Below are 21821 nucleotides of genomic sequence, written 5' to 3' on the forward strand. Positions count from 1 at the left end.
AGGCAGCACCTGAACAACCCGCATGCCACCGAAGCCATCAACGAGACACCGAAAGAAAAGCAACGTCACCAGCCGGTCAACCCCGCAACCCACACGCCGGCCCCGGAAGGCGCTGTGCCTCGTCCAGCACCAGCACGCGCGGCTGCCGTAGCGCGTTCACCAGCATCAGGTCTGCCTCCCCCGCACCGCGCGGCAGACGCCTGCCCAGTTCAAGAGCGTCCGCGAGCACCCGGCGCAGTTCAGGGACTGTCGGGTGCACACCGACATGGACCCGACGGACCCTGGCCGGGTGCGGCAGCTGGGACAGGGCGTACTGCAGCGCGACGGTCTTCCCCTGGCCGGCGTCGCCGTACAAACACACCACCGCCCCCACCGCGGCCGCGTGCGCGACCGTCCGCAGCACCGACCGAACGGCAGGTGTGTGCACCACCTGGGCATCCGGGACCAGGACCGGGACCTGCGCCAGGTGCTTCTGCTCCCGCAGAAACACCTGCCCACCCACGCCCTTCTCGGCCACCACGTTCAGGCCCAGCTCGCTGAGGGGATCCGGCCGGCGCGGCCCGGCCACCTCAGGCTCCCGCCCGGTCAGCAAAGCCCGCCCCGCCCGTCGGTCCCTGCGGATCACCCGGCTCAACGTCGACATCGACGGAACGGGCACCTCACCGCCGGCAGCCACCAGCCGACGCCTCAGCTCCGAGACATTGCCCCCCGCCTCACCGAGCAGCTCCCACACCTCGTCCGACACCGCATACCCCTGCCGGACCGGCGCTTCCACCCGCCCGGAAGCCTTCGCCTGCTCCAGCCAGCGCCAGACCGTACGCTCCGAAACACCCACCGTCTCAGCGACCGCACGCACATGCCGCGTCGACAACTCCCCCGCCTGCTGCCGCTCCAGCAGACGACGCACCACCAACGCCCTCGGCAGCACAGCCCTCCGGCCGGCTCCTACACCTTGATCCACCCCACGATCACACCCGCCCAGCCCACCTCAGCGCATAAGAACTCACGAGCCTGAGACAGCATCACCCACCATCAGATAAAGCCCCACGCCAGCGACCCCACCCACCAGCCTCTCGCCTCATGACAGTGCCAGCCCTCCCTTCAACACCCCACCGACCAGCACCAAAACACCAACCACGACACCAGCACCACCGACTCTCACCACCACCGACGCCACACCGAGAGGCCGCACGTGGGGGGTAGTTGACGCAGGCGGCGGTAGGCGAGGAAGTTCTGCAGGAGGGCCAGGGGTGCGCCGACGATGAGGCTCAGCGGGCTCCACCAGCCCTGCCAGAGGGTTCTGGTGGTCATCTGGCGTATAAGCGCGATGCCACAGATCGAGCAGCACCAGGCGGAGATGGTCTCCCACTGCATTCGGATCAACAGGCCTCGGTGGGCCCGGATGTCGACGTGGGCGGCCGGGAGCCCCCCGCAGACCTGGCAGGCATCGCGTGGTGGCGCGGGCATGGGCCCGACTGAGTGCCACGGCGGTCCGCCCTGCTGCACCGGATCCAGGTACCAGGCCGGTGGCTCGTACTCCGCCCGGACCTGTGAGCCCGGAGAGGTGTTGCCATAGTCCGGCGTGGTCACCAGGCCCCCTTCGGTCGGACGTCCGGTGCTACGGCCAGCGGGTCGAATGCGTCGTCCCATCCCGGCGTGCCCCGCCACGCCGGCTCGGCGAGGCAGCGCAGGGCCCAGCCCAAAGCGCTGATTCGCGCGGCGAACTCGTCGATGTCGGCCCTCCGGGCCAGGTCCCGGTTCCTGTCCCACTCGCCGAGGATGCGCTCGATGCCGGCGGCCAGCTGCCGCTCCTCGCGGCACCCGGTGGCGTCGATGTGGGCCAGTCGCTGACGGATGAACAGAGCGAGGGCTGCATCTCGGGCCTGCTCCCACCTGTCGTCCGGGGCCTGTTGGGGCCATCGCGGCTCAGCCGGGGCGGGCTGGGGATCGCCGGGGCTCACTTGGACCCCGTGATCCGGTATTCGAGCTCCGTCACCTTTGCCTTCTTCTGGGGCTGGAGCTCGGCCAGGCCCTGGCCCTCGTAGCTGTTGGTGATCGCGATGCGCGGGGTCGGGTTGAACACCGCCGCTTCCTCGCCTGGAGTGATCTTGGAGTTGTACAGGTATGCGGGTTTGAGGACGGACGTCTCGGTGTGCGCGGTGGGGAAGACGGCGAGAACGCCGCCGTTGGTGAGGTTGAGCGCGTACACCTTGGGGTGGGCGGGTGCCGTCTCGCGGTAGGTGGTGGTCGACCAGCGGCCTTCCTCGCCCGCGTTGCGGTCCGTGTAGACCTTCGTGGATTCACGGGTGTCTGCGGTGGAAGCGAAGTGCCGCTTGGCCTGCTTGCCGCCTGTGGCGAAGAAGTCCTCGTAACGCTTACCGAGTTCGTTGGGGGCGAGCGTGCCGACCTTCTTTGACGGATCGGCCGGTGTGGCGAAGCCGTTCTTGTCGAGAGCGATCGTCGGTGCGGATTCGAGACCGAGAGCGGCTGTCATCTTGTAGCGGCCGTCGACCTTGTCGAAGATCAGCAGGCCGCCGGGGTCCTTCGGGTCCTTAACCGAGCGGGCCTTGACGGCGAACCAGGTCGCCCCGCTGTCTTTGGTCGGTATGTAGTACTGGCGGTCGCGGTAGTAGAACGGGCTGGCATAGGTCTTCTGCCGCTTCTTCGTCCAGGTCGGCCAGAGCTTGTAATCCGCCTTGGACTGCTCATGGACCTGGCCAGCCTCCACCGTGCCCAAAAGCTTGGCGTTCCGGGTCGCGTTCGCCTTGTTGTTGGCCTTCTGGTAGTCGTCGACGACGGACGCCGCGGTCGTCTCGTCGACGACGCCCTTGGGTGTGGGGCTCGCACTCGGGGTAGCGGAGTCGCCGCCTGCCTCGTTGCTGGAGCTGCCGCATCCGGTGAGACTGATCGCCGTGGTCACGCCGATAGCGAGCACGGTCATGCGGCGTATGGGGCGCCTGGTAAAGCTGGACATGGGGTGTTCCTCCTCCTGGAACGGTGATGTGGGGGGGATGGAGCGGGTCGTCAGCGCACGGGTCGGCGCACGCCTTCGGCGAAGGCCTGGGCAACTTCGGCCGCGGCTACATCGGGGGCTTCGGGCTGGGTCTGCATGTGGCGGATCACGGCTGAGCCGACCACCACCGCGTCCGCGTAGGCGGCTGCTTCGGCGGCTTGAGTTGGGGTGCTGATGCCGATACCGACGGCCACGGGCATGCCGGTCTCGTCCCGCACGCGTCGCACGACGCGCGGCAGATACCGAGTGAGCGGCCGCTGGGCGCCGGTGCGGCCTGGGGTGGCGGGCGCGTAGACCATGCCGCTGGACTCGGCGCCGATTGCGGCCAGGCGGGCGTTGGAGACGTGGGGCGGGATCAGCGGGATCATGTACAAGCCTGCCTCGCGAGCAGCCCAGTGCCAGGTGGCGGCCGCATGCTCGGGAAGGTCGGGGATCAGGACGCCGCCGACGCCGGCCACGCACAGCCGCTCCGCGAAGGCCTCGGGGCCGTAATTCTCGATCGGGCTCCAGTACGACATCACCACCAGGCCCGCCGTGGTCGATGCGGTGAGCTCGGTAGCCACCTCGAAGAGGTCGACCATCTGGAAGCCCTCGGTGACTGCTTGTGCGCTGGCCTGCCGTATCACCGGACCGTCCATGTGGGGGTGGTGGTGCGGTATGCCGAGCTCCAGCACATCGGCATGCTGGGCCATTTGGCGAAGCGCTTTCACGCTCGCTCGACGCGTGGGGTAGCCAACGGGGAGGTACAGGCCCAGCGCGGCTCGCTGTTCAACGCGGCTGGTCGCGAGGGCGTAGTCGAGACGGGCGGCCGCCCAGGACGGGGGCATGGACGTGATCACGTGGGCCTCTCGAACGGGTGGGGGGCGTCGGCGGCCGCAAGGTAAAGGCATTCGCGCTCCAGAGCGCGGATGGCGCGGTAGTCGCCCTCGATGGCCTTCGAGTCGCTGCTGCTGAGCACGACTTCCGTCCTGGCCGGTGGGGCGGCGGGCACGGTCGCCTGGAGGTTGGGGCTCACGGCAGCCACGGTGGGCAGTCCGCGCAGGATGCGCGCGGTACACGGGTCGATCCGGCCGCTGAGGCGGGGGTGGAGGTGCACGCGGGTGACTCGGTGGCCGGTCGGTGCGGGGATGAGCTGGCCGGGAGCGGGTGGAATTACCGCGTCGAGTGCCGCGGTGAGCCGGTCGTGGCCGGTGGCCTCACGCAGTGCTCTGTCCGCCGCTGAGGTGGCTGGGAGGGCCACGGCGGATATGAGTACCGGTCCCCGGGCTGCGGCGTAGGCGATTCGGCTGGTGACCGGCCCGCAGACCACCCTCAGGGCGTCGAGTGCGCGGAGTACGTACATGTGCAGCGCGCGGGTGAGCAGTTGATGCCGGCTCAGCAGGTCGGTTCGGGCCAGCCGTCCGCTGGACGCGTGTGTCTCGGCCCAGGTGTCGGTGATGACGTGGTCAGCCTGACCGTCGACCATCCGGGTCACGCTGTTCACAAGGTAGCGGCGTCCGGGCAGATGCTCGGCGAGGACCAGGTGCTCGTCGCCGGAGGGGTGTGCGGCTTCGCGCTTCATGCTGGGCCAGGTGGCACTGATCTGGAGTTCGTGCTCGCACACCACGGGCTCGACGGGCGCTCCGGCCGCGGCCGGAGCCAGCATGTAGGCGGGCAGGCGGTGCTTCTCGGCCCAGGTGAGCGCTTCGGCCAGGCTCGTGGTTCGCATGCTGCGCAGCGCTGGGAGGCCTGTCTGTTCCAGGGCGGTGGCCTGTGCGCCGCGGTCATGGCGCAGCAGCGAAGTTTCGGGGTCGGCTCCAGCCAGGTGCAACTGCCTTGCTATCAGTTCGGCCAGGGGGATGCCTGCCGCGCTGCCGGCAACCACCGCGGACACTCCCAGTGCCCGCAGGGACTTCACCGTGTGGTTTAGAGAGCCGGTGTGTTCCAGCCGTTGTGTGTAAGGTCCGGGTGCGTTCGGCGCTGTGAAGGCGGGCGGCCGCCGACTGGGGGCCAGATCGACGGCGACGGGCTGCCAGCCCTGACGGACGATGGCCGCCGCGTAGCGGCATTCGCTGTCTGGCGCGACCACTGCCGCCGTGCCGACGGCAGCAGCGGACCGAGTTCGGGCCTCAGACGCCGCTGGGGGGATGGCCATGGGGACAGGGCTCCAGGTCGAAGGACTCGAGGCAGACCGGACGTGAGTCTGGGAGGGAGATGGCCGAGACCGCGGGCGTGGAGGAAACGCGGCGGATGGAGCCGGAGCTCAGCACTCGGTCGACCTTTAGCGTCGAAGAGCGGGTGGTCGACGTCGTAGGAGTCCGGAGCTCATGGCAGCCGCCGGATCGACAAATCCCCGCGTGCTCGTCGTGGACGCTTTCGCGTTCTGCCCGGCGGTGGCCCCGGGCGACGCGGAGGCGTGTCGAATTGGATGTGGCCAGCAAGCGGACCTTTGCTCCGGTACCGGCCGATCGCGGAGGGAGGGACGAGTCATGCGGGATCCCCTTGGGTGAGGGGAGCTCCGGCCAGAACCTGTGGTTGCCGAGGAAACGATCCCTTGGTTCGTACAGGCAGGTCTACTCGGGTCTTGGCGGCGTGGTCGCAGCACGCTGCCGGAGCGCCCCAGGGTTTCGGGTTTGGATTCGGTCTGTGGTGCGATGACTCTGGCTGAGTCAGGTGTGGTGGCCGTCTCCTGGGCCAACGGGGGACGCCCACACTCAGGTCACGGGCTGTACGGGGCGCTCCGCCCAAGAGCAGGATGATGCGGCCTGCTTAGTCGCGGCCCTGGTCCTACTCCGGTCGCGGCGGAGGTATGCACGGTCAACAGCTCCTGAGTCGCCCAGGGTGCTCCCCCGTGGTCAAGCCAGCCGCAGTGTTCGAGGAGCTCTCGGTAGTCGCCGCTGCCAACCTGGTTCCTGGCACGATCGCTCGCACCAGTGAGCACCCCAGTGAGGTGGGTCCTGGTTCTGATGGTGGAGTTGTGGCGGCCGTCCTTGCGGAAGCAGAGGACAGCCAGCGTCATTTCGGCCACGGCATGTGAACCGCAGCTAGCTCGATCCTTCTGCACACGCAGCCTCACTGTCAACATTTGTAAACGACTGTGGCGTGAGAGGGTGGCCGCCCGTACGATCAAGGAGCAGCCGATCTGCGGACCACGTGCGCGGTACTCTCGTGGCACCCCCACTGAAATACCGGGCCACCGATGGAGAGCTACAGGTGACAGATGCCGCCCCAGAGCCGGCCGCGGTGGAGGACCAGTTCACACCCTGGCTGAAAGAGGGCAACCAGATTCTCTCGCAGCTCGGCCTGTCCTGGGCCGACGTGCTCTCAGACCTCGATCGGGTGAGCTATGCGACAGGAGTTACCCCTGAGCGCATCAGGGCCCGGCTCGAGGGGGCTCCTCCCAGAACTGACCCGGCGACCTTCGCTGAGCGGCTGAGTTTCCTGCACGAGACCCGCAGGGACGCAAACGGCAAAAAGCACGTGCTGCGGGTCATCGCGGAGACCATCGCAAGCGAGCAGAAGGTCAAGCTCACGGCCTCGGCGGTGCATCACCTCCTCCACGGCCGCAACGAGCCCACCCGGCAGACTGCGGCCTGGCTAGAGAAGTATTTCAAGGTGCCCGTGGGGTGGTGTTCCCTGAGCGAGGGCGAGGCACTCGCCGCGTACGTCGGGGCCCGCCTGACGCCTCTTCGGGCTGCCCAGGACACACTGCAGGCCCTGCAGACTCAGGGCGTCACCTCCGTTTCGGCGCGCCGCACCGGCGACCTCGCAAAGCAGCCCGGGCTGCTCGCAGACCTGCTGCCCACGCTGCTGGCTGTCGTCGACAACCCCTGGGAGCCCCGGACCTCTCGCGACGGAGAATGACCACGCCACGCGAGCACGCGTGACGGACAGGGATGCCGCCATCCTTGACGGCGGCATCCGCTGGGTCTTAGCGGCGCCTCAACGGCCGCCTCAGCCTGTCCAGTACGCGGCCGACAGCGGCAGCCCGCAGGGCCCACCGAGGGAGCAACGCGAGATGTGGGAACATCAGCGTCCTTTCTGATCAACGGATCGGGGAGGCTCCTCCCCCACCAAGGTGGCCAGAACACCGAAAGGCCCATGCTCTGGCTGGAACCTGCTGCCTGCGGTGTCAGACTGGTGCGGGCGCCTCACGCGCCTGAACGGTCATCACCATCTTCCCCGGCCGCACCGTCGCCCCTCCCACCGGCCGAACTGTCTGCCCAGGGGCCAGATCGAAGCGCAGGCGCCGCAGGATCGTGGCGACTGCGGTGATCAGCTCGGCGCGGGCGTAGAAGTCACCGATGCACTTGTGCTTGCCGTGCCCGAACGGGAGGTACGCACCGGACGGCGGCGGCTGCTCCGTGTCCAGCCAGCGGTCGGGGTTGAAGGACAGCGGGTCAGGGAAGAGCGCCGGATCACGGTGCAGGGCGTGCTGGCAGTAGGCGAGTTCGGTGCCGGCAGGCAGTGTCCACTCCCCCAGGCGGGTCTCGGTGAGGGTGCGCCGAGTCACCAGGAGACCGGTGTGGTGAAGTCTCAGCACTTCGTCGAGGACGCGCTGCAGGTACGGCAGGCGGGCCTCGCCCTTGACCCTGACGACGTCTGCGAAGGTGACCGGGCGGCCGGCCAGGACCTGGTCGAGTTCGGCCAGGACGCGGGCCTCGATGTCGGGGTGGCGGGTGAGCTCGTAGAGGGTCCAGGAGAGCACGGACGCGGTGGTTTCGGTGCCGGCCACTGCCAGGGTGAGGATCTCAGAGCAGATCTGATGCCTAGTCATGTTCGCCCGCAGGAGCATGGACAGCATGTCGTCAGCGCCGTGGTCGCCCGAGACGCGCCGTTCGGCCTGCAACTTGTCGACGGCACCCTCGATGGTGGCGCGTACGGCGTCCCGGGCCCTGTTGAAGCGGCGGTTGGCGGGCAGAGGCAGCTTCTCGACCCAGTCGGGCATCATCACGCGGGCACCGACGCCGGCCATCACGACCGACAGGTCCTGGCGCACGCGGCGAAAGGCGCTGTCGTCGAGACTGTCGGACAACACGGTCTTTGCGAGCATGTCAAGGGAGAGCTTGACCATTGCCTCCCGCACGTCGAAGGCCTGGCCCGGCTTCCAGCTATCAACGGCCGCAGTGACCTCGTCGCGCATTTTGTCGACGTACCGGGCGATCTCGTCGCGGGCGAAGGCGGGCTGCAGCTGATGGCGCTTGTCGCGGTGTACTTTCCCGGCGGCCGTGACGACGGAGTCGCCGAGGAGCTGCCCCATCTTCTCGAAGAACCGGCCCTTGTCAAGGTGGGGGCTGAGGTCTTTGAGCATGACTTGGATGAGTTCCGGGTCTTGGACGATGACGGTCCGGGTGCCGGGCTGGAGGGTGATCTCGACGACAGGTCCGTAGTCGCGGCGGAGGGAGGCGATGAAACCGAGGTTGTCGCGGATGAGCGGAATCATGTGACCCAGGAGCGGCAGGGAACCCGCGGCCCTGGGTATGGGGGGAGACTCAGCGGTCACGACAGTCCTTCCACGAGGATGACTCCTGATCACTGCCCATTGGGTGACCGGCGGCATGCCCGCTGCAGGCGTGGTGTCGGCCACGCTGAGGCAACCGGTGCACTCGCTCAGCTTGCTCTTAATCAGAGCGCAGTCGGGCGCGCAGGACTGCCGCACAGTCCCCCTCAAGGTCCCCGCGAGCTGCTGATCGGCCTGCCATCCCCATCACCAGCGAGAGGGTCGGCCCCCGAAGCAGATCCCCCGAGCCGGTGGTGAACGGTCCGTCTGTGGCCTCGGCCCAGGCAGCGTGCGCCCGGCGGACTGGGAGGGAACGGAAGCGTGACTGCCGAGCGCCGTCCTGCCCGGCCCAGGCAGCCAGGCAGCCCGTCCCGAGCAGAAGGCGGTGAACCGGCCAAGGAACGAGGTCGGATTCCCGCCCGCCGCGGCCGCTGCCCGGCAGTCTCGCCGAGGTCGCCGCGTCTCTGCTGGGTGCGCGGGTGCCGGTGTCGACGCTGGTGCGGGTCCTGGACGAGGTGCTTGGCGGGGATCCGCACGTGGGCCGGCTGTACCTGGTCACCGGCGGCGCGGACGGTGACGGACGGCCCGGCGCCGCGGGGGCTGCTGGCCGCCGGCGCGGTGCAGATGCGCTCTTCCGGGACGCAGGCGCCGTCGTACACGCGGTCTGCGGGCCTTCCGACTACCCGCCGTGGCGCACGATCTACGGGTTCGCCAGGAGGTGGGCCGTCACTGGTGTCCTCGGCCTCATCCGGGACCAACTGCGCCGCCGCATCCGACTCGCTGCGGGCAAGACACCCCAGACCGCCTCGGTGATCGTGGATTCCCAGTGATCTGCGACCATCGCAGTCTTGTTCTGCTCGTCATGGTGACTCCCGCCGACGCCCAGCTCCCTCGTGGCACGGGAGTTGCTGTTCCGTCCTGCCCTGCTGCACCCGGAGATCGCCATCGTCTGGGCCGACTCCGCCTACGCCAAGAACGGGCTGGTGCCCTGGGCGAAGAAAGATCTCGACATCGCCATCAAGACGGCCCGGCGCCCCACGGACGCCAAGGGCTTCGTCGTCCTCCCCCGCAGGTGGGAAGTGGAACGATCCGGGTCGTGGATCACGAGGGCCCGCCGCCACTGCCGCGGCCACGAACGCCTGCCCGAGATGAGCGAAGCACTGGTACCGACGAGCCGAGCTTGACAGGAGCGGTCGGCGCTCAACCACCTGGCGATGGGCTCAAGGGCCTCAGCGGCGCACCCTGCCCCTGCCCAGGCGGCCACCGTAAGACGAGTGCCGATGGCCGCCCAGCCGTTGCTCGCGAGCTACACGGAACACCAGTCCGTGTTGTTCCAGGACGCGAACAGACTCCTGGTCTGCGGTCCGGCGACTCCGTCGATGTCGGCGCCCAGGAAGTTCTGCAGCGCCTTGATCGTGTTGTTTCCGACGACGCCGTCCGCGACGAGCCTGCTGCCGACGTTCAAGCCATAGTGGTTGAAATACCTCTGGGTCGCCTTCCAGCTGTTGGAGCCCAGATGTCCGTCGATGGTGCCAGGGTTGAAGCCCCTGGATTTCACCCAGCACTGCCAGTGCTTGGCTTGCTTGGTGTTCAGGCCGAGGTTGTTCACGGCGAGGATGGAGACGTCCTGGGTGCTCACCGCGGGTTTAGCGGCCGGCTGGGGCGCCGCGAAGCCGGCATTTGCGCCCGCCAGGCTCCCGGCAGCAATCCCGACGACGGCAGTGACACTGACGAGTGTCCTCGTCACAACATTCGGTTGCATTCGCTTCCCCTCGGGTCGTGGGACGTCACCTGACGCGGCTGCGCGCAGGTGGCGGTGGCGATCAGTTCGAGCGCGAGCGCACTTTTCCTTGGAGACTGTGGCCGTACGCCGAGCACACGAGCTATGCGAGGCAGGTCACACAGAGCAGGGCAGAAAGCCAGCGTCTTCGGATATTTCGCCGAAGTTGGCGTACGACATCCAGCCGTGGGTCTCGGTGCCTGCCTTACGGACGTAAACCCACACGTTCCCGTAAGAGTTGATGACATAGCAGTGGAAGTACAGCTTGGTGCCGGAGCCGAGGCTTGTCACGTTTCCGCAGGACGCGTAAGGAGCCTTCTTGAGGTTGTACGTCCCCTTCAACTTGCCCCAGCCAGTGGAGTTGTTCTCGTGGTACGGGGGCGTGCAGTCGACTGCGGCGGAAGCCGGGCGGACATCCGCTGTTGCCGTGCCGCCAGTCCCGGTCAGCAGTCCAGCCGCGGCGATACCTGCAGCGAGAACCGTGCTGATCTTGGTACGTGTGAGCATCATTCTCCTTCGTGGTCGTTGGACGTCCTTTGCCGCACCGCGTATTCGAGGTCTCCGCGCATGTTTCCTCGACTGCAAGTCCAGGCTGGGCCCAAACGACGGGCCCAAGTAGGGGGACGCCGGCCCGTGGCCAGGGCGACCGCTGGGGTCGTCCTGGATCGAGTTCACCGGGCTGGGGGTTGTTGCACAGCCGTGTCCCGGGCGTGAAACAAAGCAGGTCACCGGCCTGAGTTGGCGAGATGGTGTCTTCTCGTGGCGGTGGGGCGGGTGTTGGGATGAGACGCCGCTACTGGTCACGGGGGAAGGGATTGATATGGGGCGTCCGGAGTCGGACCTCGATCCGGGGCTGGGGCCGGTTCAGCGGTTTGCGTTCGAGTTGCGCCAGCTGCGTCAGGAAGCGGGCGGCATCACCTACCGGCAGATGGCCCGGCAGGTGGAGGTCTCGGTCTCCACCCTGTCGAGAGCGGCCAAAGGTGAGCAGCTGCCCTCCCTGCCGGTGGTTTTGGCCTACGTGCGGGCGTGCGGCGGCGAGGAGCGGGCGTGGGAGCGGCGCTGGCGCGAGGCGGTGACGGAGCAGGCCCGGGCGGCCGACCTGGTGGCGGAGGAGACCAGCCCTTCCCCCTACCGTGGCCTGGCCCGGTTCGAGGTGGGAGATGCGGAGCTCTTCTTCGGCCGGGACGAGATGACCGACGCGCTCGTCCGCGCAGTGGCGGAGCACCGCGTGTTCGCAGTCTTCGGGCCGTCCGGCAGCGGCAAGTCATCCCTTCTGCGGGCGGGGCTGATTCCCCGCCTGCGCAGCCTCGACGGACCACACCGGCCGGCCGCGGTGCGGATCCTCACCCCGGGTGAGCACCCGCTGCGCACCCACGCCACCGTGTGCGACCCAGCACCGGGCAAGGGGGTCACCTGGCTGGTCGTGGACCAGTTCGAGGAGGTCTTCACCCTCTGCCACGACACCGGTGAGCGGGCCGGCTTCCTGGCCCGCCTGTTGGCCGCCGCCGAGCCAGCAAGCCGGCTGCGCGTCGTCCTCGGCGTACGCGCCGACTTCTACGGACGCTGCGCCGAGCACCGCGAGCTCGCCGACGCCCTGCGGGAGGCCAACCTGCTGGTGGGCCCGATGAGCCCGGCCGAGCTTCGCGAGGCGGTCGTCAGGCCCGCGCAGTCGGCCGGACTGATCGTCGAACGCGAGCTGACCGCGCGCCTCGTGGAGGAGGTGGACGGAGAGCCGGGCGGTCTGCCGCTGCTTTCGCACGCCCTGCACGAGACCTGGCGGCGGCGGCGCGGCAGGGCGCTCACCATGGAGGCGTACGAGGCGGCGGGCGGTGTGCACGGCGCGATCGCGCAGACCGCCGAGGAGATCTACACCCGGCTGGCGTCCAACCACGCGGAGCTGGCCCGGCTGATCCTGCTGCGGCTGATCGCCCCCGGCGAGGGCTCCCAGGACACCCGGCGCCCAGTCAACCGGAGCGAGCTCGACATCGGCACCGCCTCCCAGGACGACATCGCCCTCGTCCTGGACCGGCTCGCCCGCGCCCGGCTGCTTACCCTTGACGACGACACCGTCGACCTCGCCCACGAGGCTCTGATCCCCGCCTGGCCCCGGTTGCGCGGCTGGATCGAGGAGGACCGGGAGCATCTGCGTACCCACCGCCGCCTGACCGAGGCGGCCCGCGCCTGGGACGACCTCGGACGCGACCCCGGCGCCCTGTACCGCGGCACCCGGCTGGCCACCGCCGAGGAGACGTTCGCCCCGCCCGGACACGGCGCCGCTCTCACCGTGCTGGAGGCGGACTTCCTCACCGCCAGTGCCGCAGGACGTGATCAGGAGCGGCAGGCGGTGACCCGGGCCCGACGCCGGCTGCGCACGCTGGTCGGCTCACTGTCCGCTGTGGTGGTGCTCGCCCTTTTGGCGGGCGTCGTCGCCTGGCAGCAGACTCAGCAGAGTGACCAGCAGAAGGTTCTCGCCGCTGCCCGCAAGGCCGCCGTCGCGGCAAACGGGCTGCGCTCCGCCGACCCCCGTCTGGCGCTTCAACTCAGCGTCGCCGCCTGGGAACTGAGCCGCACTCCGGAGACCGAGTCGGCGCTGCTGGGCGCCTTGGAGCAGCGGGAGCGGGCGCGATTCGAGCTGCCGTTGGCCTTCGACTACCAGGCCCAGCAGTTCCTGAGCGGCGACGGCCGCACCTTCACCCGTATCGAGAAGACGCGCATCACGGTGCGGGACGCGGAGACGGGCCGGGTGACCGGCACCTACCGCGCATTGCCGCATAACGTGGACGCGGAGGCAGGCCGCCCTCTCCAACAACACACTCCCGACGGCGCAGCGCTCGCCATCCCCACGGGCGCCGGCATGCAGGTGCGGCTGTGGGACATCCGCGCCGGACGGTACCGTAGCCCCGCCCTCGGCCCTACCTATGCAGCAACCACCCCGTTCTCCGTGGGATTCAGCAGCAGCGGGCGGGCAATGTTCTTCAGCACCGACGACCGCGGCATAGAGGTGTGGGACACGCGCACCGGGCGGCGGCTGTTCTCCGCCCCGGATGCCTCCGTACCGGAAACGGTGGACGTCAGCCCGGACGGCCGCCTGCTGGCGCGCTGCGGCAAGGACGGTCACCTCGAGCTGTGGGACATGCGCCAGGACCGCCGATCGGCTGCCGAGTGGCTTATGAAGGTGCCCTGCCCGGACCTGCCGGGCACACAGTTCTCCCCCGACGGACGCACCCTGGCGGTAACGGATGGGCAGGGACTGCGGCGCTGGCGGATCTCCTCCGGTACGGAACTGCCCAGGCTCCGCCAGACCTCCCCGGAGCAGTATGTTTTCAGCGACGACGGGGAGTTCGTGGCGGGAGCGGGCAGGAACGAGATTCTGCTCTGGCGCCTTGACCGACCGCAGGTCCCGGTCTTCCGCCACGCACTGGCCGACGAGTACAACGACTACGCGGGCCCCGGCGGCATCGCAATCGACATGAGGTCCCGTGCGATCCGCTACGTGGGAAGCGGGACCGGTACCCGACCCGTGGTGCACACGCTCGATCTGGGCCGGTCCGTCACCTCCTCCTGGCGTGCGCAAACCGTCGACAACGCCACGTTCAGCGCGGACGGCAGCACACTGGCCCTGGCCCGCGCGGGCTCCCGGGCGGACCGCTTCACCCTGCTCGACGCGCGCAGCGGCAAGGCCACGGCGGAGGTTCCCGGGCTGAAGCGGTCCGCCTCGGCCGACAACGACAACCCGTTCCTTCCGATGTCGCTGAGCGCCGACGGGGACCGCTTCGCCTACGGCCTTGATGAGTCGCCCATCCCGTACGGCGCAGACCGGATCCGCGTGTGGGATACGAGGAGAAACCGGCAAGTCACGGAGCTCACCCTCGGGGACGCGGACTTTGAGTTCATGGCAGTGGTCGTCAGCCCGGACGGTCGGGAGGTGATGACCACCGGATCGGAAAGCGGAATCAAGGTCTGGGACACCCGCAGTGGAAAGCGGCTGCGCACCCTGCCCAAGCCGAACCGTGGCAACCACGATGAGCACGTCCAGGAAATCAGCGGGCTCAACGCCGACGGCACGAAGCTTCTGACGGACACCGGTGCCCTGATGAGGATATCCGACGGCAAGACCCTGCCCGACGAACTCGGCCAGTGCGATTTATGCCTCTTCGCGTTCAGCCCGGACGCGTACCGGATCGCAGTGGCGACATACCGGGGAAAGGTGTCCATGTGGGACGGCACCCTGCAGACGCCGCTGGGCACACTGCCCGGCACCCTCTCCCGCACCACACCCGGCGAACCGGAGGAAGCAACTGCGATGGCATTCTCCCCAGACGGCACCACCCTCGCCCTCGCCGGGAACCAGGGCACCCTGCAACTGTGGGACATGGCCTCCCAGCAGCCCCTCGGCCCCGCCCTGCCCACCCCGGGCGACGCCCTCCTATCCCTGGCCTTCAGCCCAGACGGCGGCACACTGTACGCGGCAAGTGAACACGTGCCGTGGCAGAAGTACGACATCGATCCGGACCGAGCCGTCGACACCGTGTGTGCACGCGCCGGAGCGCCGCTGTCCCCAGCCGCTTGGAACCGGTTCCTCCCCGACGTCCCCTACAGGCAGTTGTGCCGAACCTGAGCGTACGCAGTCCCCCGAGCGCGCTACCACGTCCACGGCGCCCGACCTGAACCTGATCTCCACCGATGCGGACGTCTCCAAGGATCAGCGCCGCCAGCACATCGGCCGGCTCCCCCCCCACCCTCGGGGAGGTGAAATCGATGCCGGGTCAGTCTCCCTCGGCTTTGGCAGGTCAGGGTCAGACACAGGCTCTAAAGCCCAGAGGGGTGACGACGGAGAACCGCGGCGCAGTCCTACGTCGCCCGCCCTGTCCACCGAACGAGGCCCATGCCGTTGAACGAACCCGAGCTCGACAGGGCGGTTGCTCAACTCCGACTTTGGAATGCAGCTACAGCGACTCGGAGAAGGTGGGGACCGGCGCCGGAGGTGGGGCAAGGCGGTCCACGACGGTGGTGACGACAGGGTCATGCACACAAGCCGCTACCCGCAGGAGGTAGCCACGCTCGTCGGTAGGAAGGCCATTGGCGGCGTCCGTCGAGGCACGACTCGGTGTCGCCTCCCCACCGCGGTGTGCGTCCGAGGCACTCCGCAGGCGGCGGTCGTAACGTAGGGCGGCAGCGGTCTTGAGCGCCCTGAGGTGTTCGAGATCATCAGCGGTGGCGTCGTTGATCGTCCTGTACTCGGCTTCGACCTGGTCGTGGACTGCGCGGTGGGTCCAGGGGCGAAGCAGTCTGATGTTGTCGAGGATCTTGATCACGATGTGGGTGAGCGCGAACTGGCTGTTGAGCCAGCTCGGGGGCAGAGGGTCGGACTGCCCAGGAAGCGCCACGACCTCCCACAGGGGGATCAGCGCCTGGTGGTCGCGGCGGTCGGCAGCACGAGCGGTCAGCGCTGGCTTGGCCAGTCCGTAGCTGGCGACGAGAGCGCTGCCTCCGGCGAACACCCAGGCTGCCGCGGCAAGCCCGTCGAAACGGTGATCATCTTGGGAGGCTGCGATGACGGCGAGCGCTGTTCCCGCGACGTAGGCGAGGTCCAGGGCGACGGCGGCGGCAAAGAGTTTGAGGCTGTGCGCGAGGTCGGGTCGCTCGGGCAGGGCGATCACGCCGTCCGGTCCGCGGCACTGTCGTACCGTAGCGATGATCCCGACGACCAGTGCAGTGAGAAAGATCAGCTCAAAGGCAAGCACCCACGGCAGGTGTGCAAACGCTACTGCGAAGGTGAGCGGACGGGCTGGCCCGACCGGGCCGGCAGCCACGAACGAGATGATCATGGCGGCCACCGCGACCGTGTACATCGGGGCCCACGTGGCTATCGACCGTCGCAAAGCGTCGTGGGTCCGGCGCCGAGGATGCCACAGCATGGTCAACAGGTGGGCGTGCCCCATGCACAGCAATATGAAGACGCTGACCGGCAACGAGGCCAGGTTCGGCCAGCTGAGCGCCTCCCCCACCGCCCGGTACACCGCCGGTGCCGACAGCAGGTAGACGGCCGAGGCGAAAAGCAGGACCGATGCGGTGATCTTCAAAGGCAGGCCCGGCCTGCTGCGCGCGTTCACGGCCTTCCCGATGCCCGCGCCTGCGCACACGACCGCGACGAACAGGTTCACGCCGGTGAGCACGGCGTCGAGCATCAGATTCCGGTCCCCCGCTCCAGAGAGGAGATGATGGCGCCGGACCCGGTATCCGCGTTCAACGGCAGGAGCCCAAGCAGCTCCGTTCCGAAGGTCTCTGCCGCATCGAGATCCTCGTGTTCCCCCGCGCGCATGTGCACCCTGACACGTCGTTCTTGAACATCCAGCACGAGGCTGTCCGGCAGTGCCGGCAGCAGGCCGGCAAGCAGCTCTGGGGAGAGCAGCGAACGGTTTGGGTCGTCGCACGCCGTAGGACGGGGCGTCCGCAGGTGGCAGCGCTCAAGGAGCCGGACCAGCCGGCGCCGTAGACGTTGGGCGCGGCTCCCGCAGTCCTTGAGCAGGTGCCGCACCTCATGCCCGAGGACCTGCAGCCCCAACAGGGGTGTAGCCGCCGTGTCGATCAGGATGATGTCCGCTTGGTTCGTCTCGATGCACAGCCCGGACACATCATTGAGCAGGGGCTCGTACTGGACGATCAAGGGCTTGCCGCGCATACGGGCGACGGCCTCGACGAGGGATTGCAGTCCCTCGTGCGGTTTCAGGCGGCCTTGCCGCAGGAGACGTCTGGCGCTGGCGCGAGCCCATGCCACGGTGAGCTCGGCGCGCAGGGTCTGTATGAGTCCTCGTCGGCGCTTACTCATGATCGAAGGAGCGCTGTCTCGTCAGAATGGAGGTACTGAACGTCGCCACCCACGCTCCCTGGCCTCCCCTACCGCATGGTCTGTTTTGCGTGGTCACCGTGAGGCTATCAGCGACAGCAGTTCGTTGGTGGGGCGGCGGGGCAGACGATGTGTGATCAGGAAAGAAACCCTGGTCGGAAGGGCTTACATGGCTATTTCTGTGCGGTGCAGCGGGAGGGGAACCGGTCTGCCCGGCCCGTTTAACACCCAACCAATCGGTCTGTTTTGCTGGTCAGGCTCTCGACCGGGTGCAACTCCGTGAGGAGGATGCCGGCGGACGACCCCTGGATTGGTTGTCCGCCGGCACGCTTTACGGAACCCGCCGCTATGCGGCGAGCCGGTCAGCCAGTTGCACGGGCAGGCATGCCGCGCTCTGCGACGAAAGGGACGCCATCCGTGGCAGAGAGGCCCGGCTCTCCGGCGCGGTCACCTTCCGCTGGGTGAACAGCACCCGCAGGGCGATCTCGGCTCCCATTTGCGCGAGCTGCGCCCCCAGGCAGTAATGCGGTCCGTAGCTGAAGGACAGGTGGCGCATCTGCGCCGGCGGACGGTCGAGCCGGAAGACGTCCGGGTCGGGTGCGGTACGCGGGTCCCGGCCGATCGCCGTCAGGCAGAACAGGACCGCCTCGCCCCTGCGGACGGTCACTTCACCGATCGTCGCGTCGCGCAGGGCGAAGTAGAACATCAGCGTGCTCAGCGGGCTGTCGTAGCGCAGCGTCTCGCTGACCGCCGTGGCGTAAGTGGCGACGCCGGCGAGCAACAGGCCGAGTTCCGCGGGGTGGTCCAGCAAGGCCAACGCACTGTTGACGATGAGGTTCTGCGTCGTCTCCATACCGGCTATGAGCAGCAGGAACAGCACCTCGTGCAGCTCCTGGTGGCTCAGGCGGTCCTCGTCATCTCGAGCCCTGATCAGCGCGCTGGTGAGGTCGTCGCCCTGCTGGTGCCGCTTTCGCTCGATCAGTCCGGTGATCACTTCGTGAATCACCGCCTGGGCAGTGCCGGCCTGCTCCTCGGTGACGTGGCTGTCCAGGAGGGCGTCGCAAGCGTCCGCCAACCGCTCCCGGTCATGGGGGTCCTCGAGGCCGAAAAGCTCGCTGATGACGCGGATCGGCAGAGGGCGCGCGTAGTGCCGGCGCAGGTCCACCCTCTCGCCGGTGGGCTTCGACGCCGCAGACGCCCGGCCTGCCAGCATCCGAGGGCAGGGCCGCAAGGGTGTCCTTGCCGCGCTGCGCGACGCCGCTGTCCTGAAGACGATCTACGCCTACGGGACCCGACGCACGGAATCCTCCCGGGTGGACCTGGTCGACTTCAGACGCAACCGCAAGGCGCCACGGTTCGGCAACTTCGGAAGCGTGATGGTCCGCTTCGGCAAGGCGTCGGCGGGGGCCCCGTCCAAGCGCCGGACCGTGCTGACGGTCCCGGAGATGGACTGGGTGGTCGAAGTCCTCCAGGAATGGCTGACCGAGATACGCCCGCACTTCTCCCCGGGCCGGCACCCCGCGCTCTGGGTGACCGAGCGGGTGAGCCGCCTGTCCCCGAGGTCGATCAACGAGGCTTTTGTGAACGCCCGCGAGGCCGCAGGCTTGGACGAGGACCTGGACCTGCACTGTCTCAGGCACAGCTACATCACCCATCTGACCGAGTTCGGCTATCCCGCCAGGTTCGTTCAGGAGCAGGTCGGTCATTCCCACGCATCGACCACAGCGATCTACATGGGCGTCTCGAACGAGTACAGGAACAAGCTGCTGGAGGCCTCGATGAAGGCACGGCTGGGCGAGGACTGGGAGTGACGGCGTGATCCGGAAGATGGGGTATCAGTGGAAACTGCGGCAGCTGATGGCCGAGCGGGAGATGTTCCAGACCTCGGACCTGGTTCCGCTGCTGGCCGAACGCGGGGTGGCGTTGTCCCGCGAGCAGGTCTATCGGCTCGTCACCCAGCCCCCGCAGCGGCTGAGCATGGACACTCTCGTCGCGCTCTGCGACATCCTGGAGTGCACCCCTAATGACCTGATCAAGCCGGAAGCCGTCAACGCGCAAGTCCGCAAGGCCGCCGACGGGACGCCCGGTCCTGCTCCGGCAGCTCCGCGCCGGACCGTAGTGCGCCGGCCCGGCCAGTCGTGACGAGCGCCCCACAAATACGGCGGCGCGAGGTTACCGAAGTCCGGTCCTGGCTCATCGGCCGCCTCCAGGAGGTCGTCGGCCCGGCGCTCTCCGTGGAGGGCGCCGAGGCGATTCTCGTACAGGCCAAGGCATGGAGTCCGGCCGTCGCGCGAGAGATGACCGGCCACCTTGAAGAACGCCTTGATGCCCCGACGGCCCCTTCGCCGCACTGCCCGGCTGCGCTGCCGCGGCTGCTGCAGCAGCTCGATGCCCAGGGCTACGGCTTCGCCGTCACCCAACTCGCGTGTCCTCGATGCGGACGTACCGACAAGCCGCTGGTTCGTCCGATGCCCGAAGGCCGCTGCTGCGGATGGTGCGGAGCGCGCACCGAACTGCGCGCATGCGCCCGCTGCGGCATTGACGGCCACATCGTCACCCGCCGGGAAGAGGGACCAATCTGCCGCACCTGCTACCGCACGGACCCGGCACGGAAGACTGAGTGCGCGAGGTGTGGTCAGCGGCGCGAGCCTGCCGCCCGCCGCCAGGACGGGGCGGCCATTTGCAAGCCGTGTGCTCCCAAGCCGGAGCGCGAGTGCTCGCGCTGCGGCCGGCTGGCGCCTGCCGCGGTGACCGGCGACGAACCCATCTGTCATTCCTGCTACACGCTGCCGCTTCGGCTCTGTGGGGTCTGCGGAGAATCCCGGCCGATGGCCAAACGAGCCGTTGACGGGCAGCCGGGCACATGCCGGAGCTGCTACCGCTCCCCGCTCGGCGAGTGCAGCGCCTGCGGCCGTCAGCGTCCCGTCCGGCGCCGGAAGGGACCAGACGGCGCCCTGTACTGCGATGCCTGCCGTCCCCGATCCATAGCGACTTGCGTCGACTGCGGCAGGAGACGGCCGTTGAAGGCCACCTGGCCGGTCGGGGCCCTGTGCGACACCTGCTACCGGCGCCGCACCCGCGCCCCCGGGCCCTGCTCCGGCTGTGGCACTCTGCGGGTTCTGGTGGGCCGCTCCGAGATGGGACAAGATCTCTGCGGTCCGTGCTCAGGCACGGAGATCGACTACGTCTGTCGCCGTTGTGGCTTTCCCGGGAACATCTATGCCGACGGGTGCTGCGGTCGGTGCGTCGTCAGCGATCGAGTGCAGGACCTCCTCAGCAGCGAGGACGGCAGCGTGGTACCGCAGCTGCGCCCGCTCAAGGACAAGCTCACGGCCGCGAACCCCTGGGCGGTGGGCAACTGGCTCACCACCAGCAGAGGCGCCCGCCTCCTGGCCGATCTCGCCGCCCAGAAGGCGGAGATCACCCACGACGTCCTCGACGGACTGGAACAGGACGCCAGCACCCGCTACCTTCGCGAACTCCTCGTCACCACCGGCGTCCTGCCGCGGCGCGACGAGAACTTCGCCCGGCTTCGGCTCTGGCTCGACGCGGCCCTCGACAGCCTGCCGACCACGCGTGTGCGGGTCCTTCGTCCCTTCGCGGAGTGGTGCATCCTCCGCGATGCCCGACGCCGGTCCGAGCGCGGCAGGTACACCCCCGGTGCCGCCTCCGTCGACCGCATGGAGTTGCGCGCCGCCATGGACTTCACCGCCTGGCTGGAGACGGAAGACCTCGATCTCGGCTCGCTCACCCAAGGCGAACTCGATCTCTGGCTGACCTCCCACCCGACCCGGCGCATCGGGGCATTCATCCGGTGGAGCGTCGCCCGTCGCCTCACTGGGAAACTCACGGCCGTGCGCAAGCACAGCGGCCTGCCGACCCGGTTCCTCAGCAGCGAAGAACAGCACGGACAGCTGCGACGATGCCTCAACGACAGTGAACTGCCCCTCGAAGTCCGCATCGTCGGAGCCCTGACCAGGCTCTACGGGCTGCCCACCGCTCGCATCCTCCAGCTCACGACAGACCGGTTCCAGCGCGAAGATGACGGTGCTTCCCTCACCGTCGACCAGAACCCTGTTCTGCTGCCCCCCAGGCTGGCCCGGCTCATCGAGGAACAGGCCGCCCGCCCCGTCGGCCACGTCTCGATCCTCGAACAGCCAGGTGGAGACCACCCGAGGTATTTGCTGCCCGGACGCCCACCCAGCCGTCCGCGATCTGCTGACGGAATTCACTCGCTCATGCGCCGGCACGGTCTTCCGGGCCTCAGCGCACGCAACACGGCCATGATCGAAGCAGTCGCCGACCTTCCACCGATCGTCGCGAGCGACCTCTTCGGCATCCACCCCGACACTGCACACCGATGGACCCGCTTCGCGCAGGACAGCTGGGCGGACTACCTCGCCGCCTGTGCAGCCACAGAACAGTGAGTCACGAAGGCGGGGCTTGGGCTGTCCGCCTACTGGGAGCCGGAAGCAGACGCGGGATCGTCCGGTAGACGACCAGGTCGATCCCCTCGACGAGGGGTCCGGGTGATCAAAAGCGACTGCGGCAACAGCCAGTGCACGGGGCAGGGCGAAGGCCGGGCAAGGACGACGAGGGAGTTGCGGGTCGCGCCGGTGAACACGGTGGTCCGCCCGTCGGGGGCGTCGAGACGCAAGAGGCGTGTGGCGGCGAGATGCGTCGGTCCTCCAGCGCATGACGT

The 21821-nt window shown here is 68.5% G+C and carries 17 protein-coding genes and 2 pseudogenes; 7 read left to right on the forward strand and 12 right to left on the reverse strand.

Annotated elements, in window-relative coordinates; all coding sequences use genetic code 11:
* Positions 1-76: 76 nt before the first annotated feature.
* From ABZ016_RS24495 to ABZ016_RS24520, 6 genes are all read right to left on the reverse strand, one after another.
* Entirely contained in the window at positions 77-835 is a 759-nt protein-coding gene (locus tag ABZ016_RS24495) for an ATP-binding protein (RefSeq protein WP_356918802.1), read from the reverse strand.
* Between the two features lie 323 nt (positions 836-1158).
* On the reverse strand, positions 1159-1311 hold the full coding sequence (locus ABZ016_RS24500; RefSeq protein WP_356918803.1) for a hypothetical protein: 153 nt from the start codon (positions 1309-1311) through the stop codon (positions 1159-1161).
* 275 nt (positions 1312-1586) lie between these two features.
* Positions 1587-1961 (reverse strand): hypothetical protein, encoded by a 375-nt coding sequence (locus ABZ016_RS24505; RefSeq protein ID WP_356918804.1) that lies wholly within the window; start codon positions 1959-1961, stop codon positions 1587-1589.
* Positions 1958-2941 (reverse strand): hypothetical protein, encoded by a 984-nt coding sequence (locus ABZ016_RS24510; protein WP_356918805.1) that lies wholly within the window; start codon positions 2939-2941, stop codon positions 1958-1960. The genes ABZ016_RS24505 and ABZ016_RS24510 overlap by 4 nt, the downstream gene beginning before the upstream one ends.
* Positions 2942-3024: 83 nt before the next feature.
* Entirely contained in the window at positions 3025-3903 is an 879-nt protein-coding gene (trpA, locus tag ABZ016_RS24515) for a tryptophan synthase subunit alpha (protein ID WP_356918806.1), read from the reverse strand.
* On the reverse strand, positions 3849-4721 hold the full coding sequence (locus ABZ016_RS24520) for a hypothetical protein (RefSeq protein ID WP_356918807.1): 873 nt from the start codon (positions 4719-4721) through the stop codon (positions 3849-3851). The genes trpA and ABZ016_RS24520 overlap by 55 nt, the downstream gene beginning before the upstream one ends.
* Before the next feature lie 1484 nt (positions 4722-6205).
* Here ABZ016_RS24520 and ABZ016_RS24525 point away from each other — a divergent pair.
* Positions 6206-6856, forward strand: coding sequence for a hypothetical protein (locus tag ABZ016_RS24525; protein WP_356918808.1), 651 nt, complete (start codon positions 6206-6208; stop codon positions 6854-6856).
* 268 nt (positions 6857-7124) lie between these two features.
* Here ABZ016_RS24525 and ABZ016_RS24530 read toward each other — a convergent pair whose 3' ends face one another.
* Positions 7125-8552 carry a cytochrome P450 gene (locus ABZ016_RS24530; protein WP_356918960.1) on the reverse strand — a complete coding sequence of 476 codons (1428 nt, stop codon included), beginning with the start codon at positions 8550-8552 and terminating at the stop codon, positions 7125-7127.
* Positions 8553-8971: 419 nt separating this feature from the next.
* On the opposite strand from ABZ016_RS24530, the gene ABZ016_RS24535 reads away from it, so the two are divergent.
* Complete coding sequence (locus ABZ016_RS24535; RefSeq protein WP_356918809.1) at positions 8972-9322, forward strand: hypothetical protein; 351 nt, start codon at positions 8972-8974, stop codon at positions 9320-9322.
* A 63-nt stretch (positions 9323-9385) separates the two neighbouring features.
* Positions 9386-9643: pseudogene (locus ABZ016_RS24540) on the forward strand (transposase); the annotation flags it as partial.
* A 155-nt stretch (positions 9644-9798) separates the two neighbouring features.
* On the opposite strand, the gene ABZ016_RS24545 reads toward ABZ016_RS24540, so the two are convergent.
* Both ABZ016_RS24545 and ABZ016_RS24550 read right to left on the reverse strand, forming a co-directional pair.
* Positions 9799-10131, reverse strand: a complete 333-nt coding sequence (locus ABZ016_RS24545; protein ID WP_356918810.1) for a peptidoglycan-binding domain-containing protein — start codon at positions 10129-10131, stop codon at positions 9799-9801.
* Positions 10132-10389: 258 nt separating this feature from the next.
* Positions 10390-10779, reverse strand: coding sequence for a hypothetical protein (locus tag ABZ016_RS24550; protein ID WP_356918811.1), 390 nt, complete (start codon positions 10777-10779; stop codon positions 10390-10392).
* Between the two features lie 313 nt (positions 10780-11092).
* Between ABZ016_RS24550 and ABZ016_RS24555 the strand changes: the two genes are divergently transcribed.
* Complete coding sequence (locus ABZ016_RS24555) at positions 11093-14890, forward strand: helix-turn-helix domain-containing protein (protein ID WP_356918812.1); 3798 nt, start codon at positions 11093-11095, stop codon at positions 14888-14890.
* A 328-nt stretch (positions 14891-15218) separates the two neighbouring features.
* Here ABZ016_RS24555 and ABZ016_RS24560 read toward each other — a convergent pair whose 3' ends face one another.
* The 3 genes from ABZ016_RS24560 to ABZ016_RS24570 form a co-directional block, all read right to left on the reverse strand.
* Complete coding sequence (locus ABZ016_RS24560) at positions 15219-16460, reverse strand: DUF6545 domain-containing protein (RefSeq protein ID WP_356918813.1); 1242 nt, start codon at positions 16458-16460, stop codon at positions 15219-15221.
* Positions 16460-17101, reverse strand: a complete 642-nt coding sequence (locus tag ABZ016_RS24565; protein WP_356918814.1) for a hypothetical protein — start codon at positions 17099-17101, stop codon at positions 16460-16462. The genes ABZ016_RS24560 and ABZ016_RS24565 overlap by 1 nt, the downstream gene beginning before the upstream one ends.
* A gap of 364 nt (positions 17102-17465) precedes the next feature.
* Complete coding sequence (locus tag ABZ016_RS24570) at positions 17466-18284, reverse strand: cytochrome P450 (RefSeq protein ID WP_356918815.1); 819 nt, start codon at positions 18282-18284, stop codon at positions 17466-17468.
* A 16-nt stretch (positions 18285-18300) separates the two neighbouring features.
* Here ABZ016_RS24570 and ABZ016_RS24575 point away from each other — a divergent pair.
* From ABZ016_RS24575 to ABZ016_RS24585, 3 genes and pseudogenes are all read left to right on the forward strand, one after another.
* Positions 18301-18930 (forward strand): annotated as a pseudogene (locus tag ABZ016_RS24575) (tyrosine-type recombinase/integrase); the annotation flags it as partial.
* A 4-nt stretch (positions 18931-18934) separates the two neighbouring features.
* A complete protein-coding gene (locus ABZ016_RS24580) occupies positions 18935-19261 on the forward strand; it encodes a helix-turn-helix transcriptional regulator (RefSeq protein ID WP_356918816.1) in 327 nt (108 codons plus the stop codon).
* 1118 nt (positions 19262-20379) lie between these two features.
* Positions 20380-21546: a hypothetical protein gene (locus ABZ016_RS24585; protein WP_356918817.1), complete on the forward strand. Its 1167-nt coding sequence runs from the start codon at positions 20380-20382 to the stop codon at positions 21544-21546.
* The last annotated feature ends 275 nt before the right edge of the window (positions 21547-21821 follow it).

Origin of the sequence: Streptomyces sp. NPDC006372 (assembly GCF_040612515.1) — a bacterium.
Classification (GTDB): Bacteria; Actinomycetota; Actinomycetes; order Streptomycetales; family Streptomycetaceae; genus Streptomyces.

Bases quoted from the DNA above. Each gene is read 5' to 3' on its own strand.
- ABZ016_RS24500 (WP_356918803.1), bottom strand. From the start codon at position 1,311: ATGACCACCAGAACCCTCTGGCAGGGCTGGTGGAGCCCGCTGAGCCTC.
- ABZ016_RS24510 (WP_356918805.1), bottom strand. From the start codon at position 2,941: ATGACCGTGCTCGCTATCGGCGTGACCACGGCGATCAGTCTCACCGGA.
- trpA (WP_356918806.1), bottom strand. From the start codon at position 3,903: ATGCCTTTACCTTGCGGCCGCCGACGCCCCCCACCCGTTCGAGAGGCC.
- ABZ016_RS24520 (WP_356918807.1), bottom strand. From the start codon at position 4,721: ATGCGAACCACGAGCCTGGCCGAAGCGCTCACCTGGGCCGAGAAGCAC.
- ABZ016_RS24530 (WP_356918960.1), bottom strand. From the start codon at position 8,552: ATGCCGCCGGTCACCCAATGGGCAGTGATCAGGAGTCATCCTCGTGGA.
- ABZ016_RS24550 (WP_356918811.1), bottom strand. From the start codon at position 10,779: ATGCTCACACGTACCAAGATCAGCACGGTTCTCGCTGCAGGTATCGCC.
- ABZ016_RS24555 (WP_356918812.1), top strand. From the start codon at position 11,093: ATGGGGCGTCCGGAGTCGGACCTCGATCCGGGGCTGGGGCCGGTTCAG.
- ABZ016_RS24560 (WP_356918813.1), bottom strand. From the start codon at position 16,460: ATGCTCGACGCCGTGCTCACCGGCGTGAACCTGTTCGTCGCGGTCGTG.
- ABZ016_RS24565 (WP_356918814.1), bottom strand. From the start codon at position 17,101: ATGAGTAAGCGCCGACGAGGACTCATACAGACCCTGCGCGCCGAGCTC.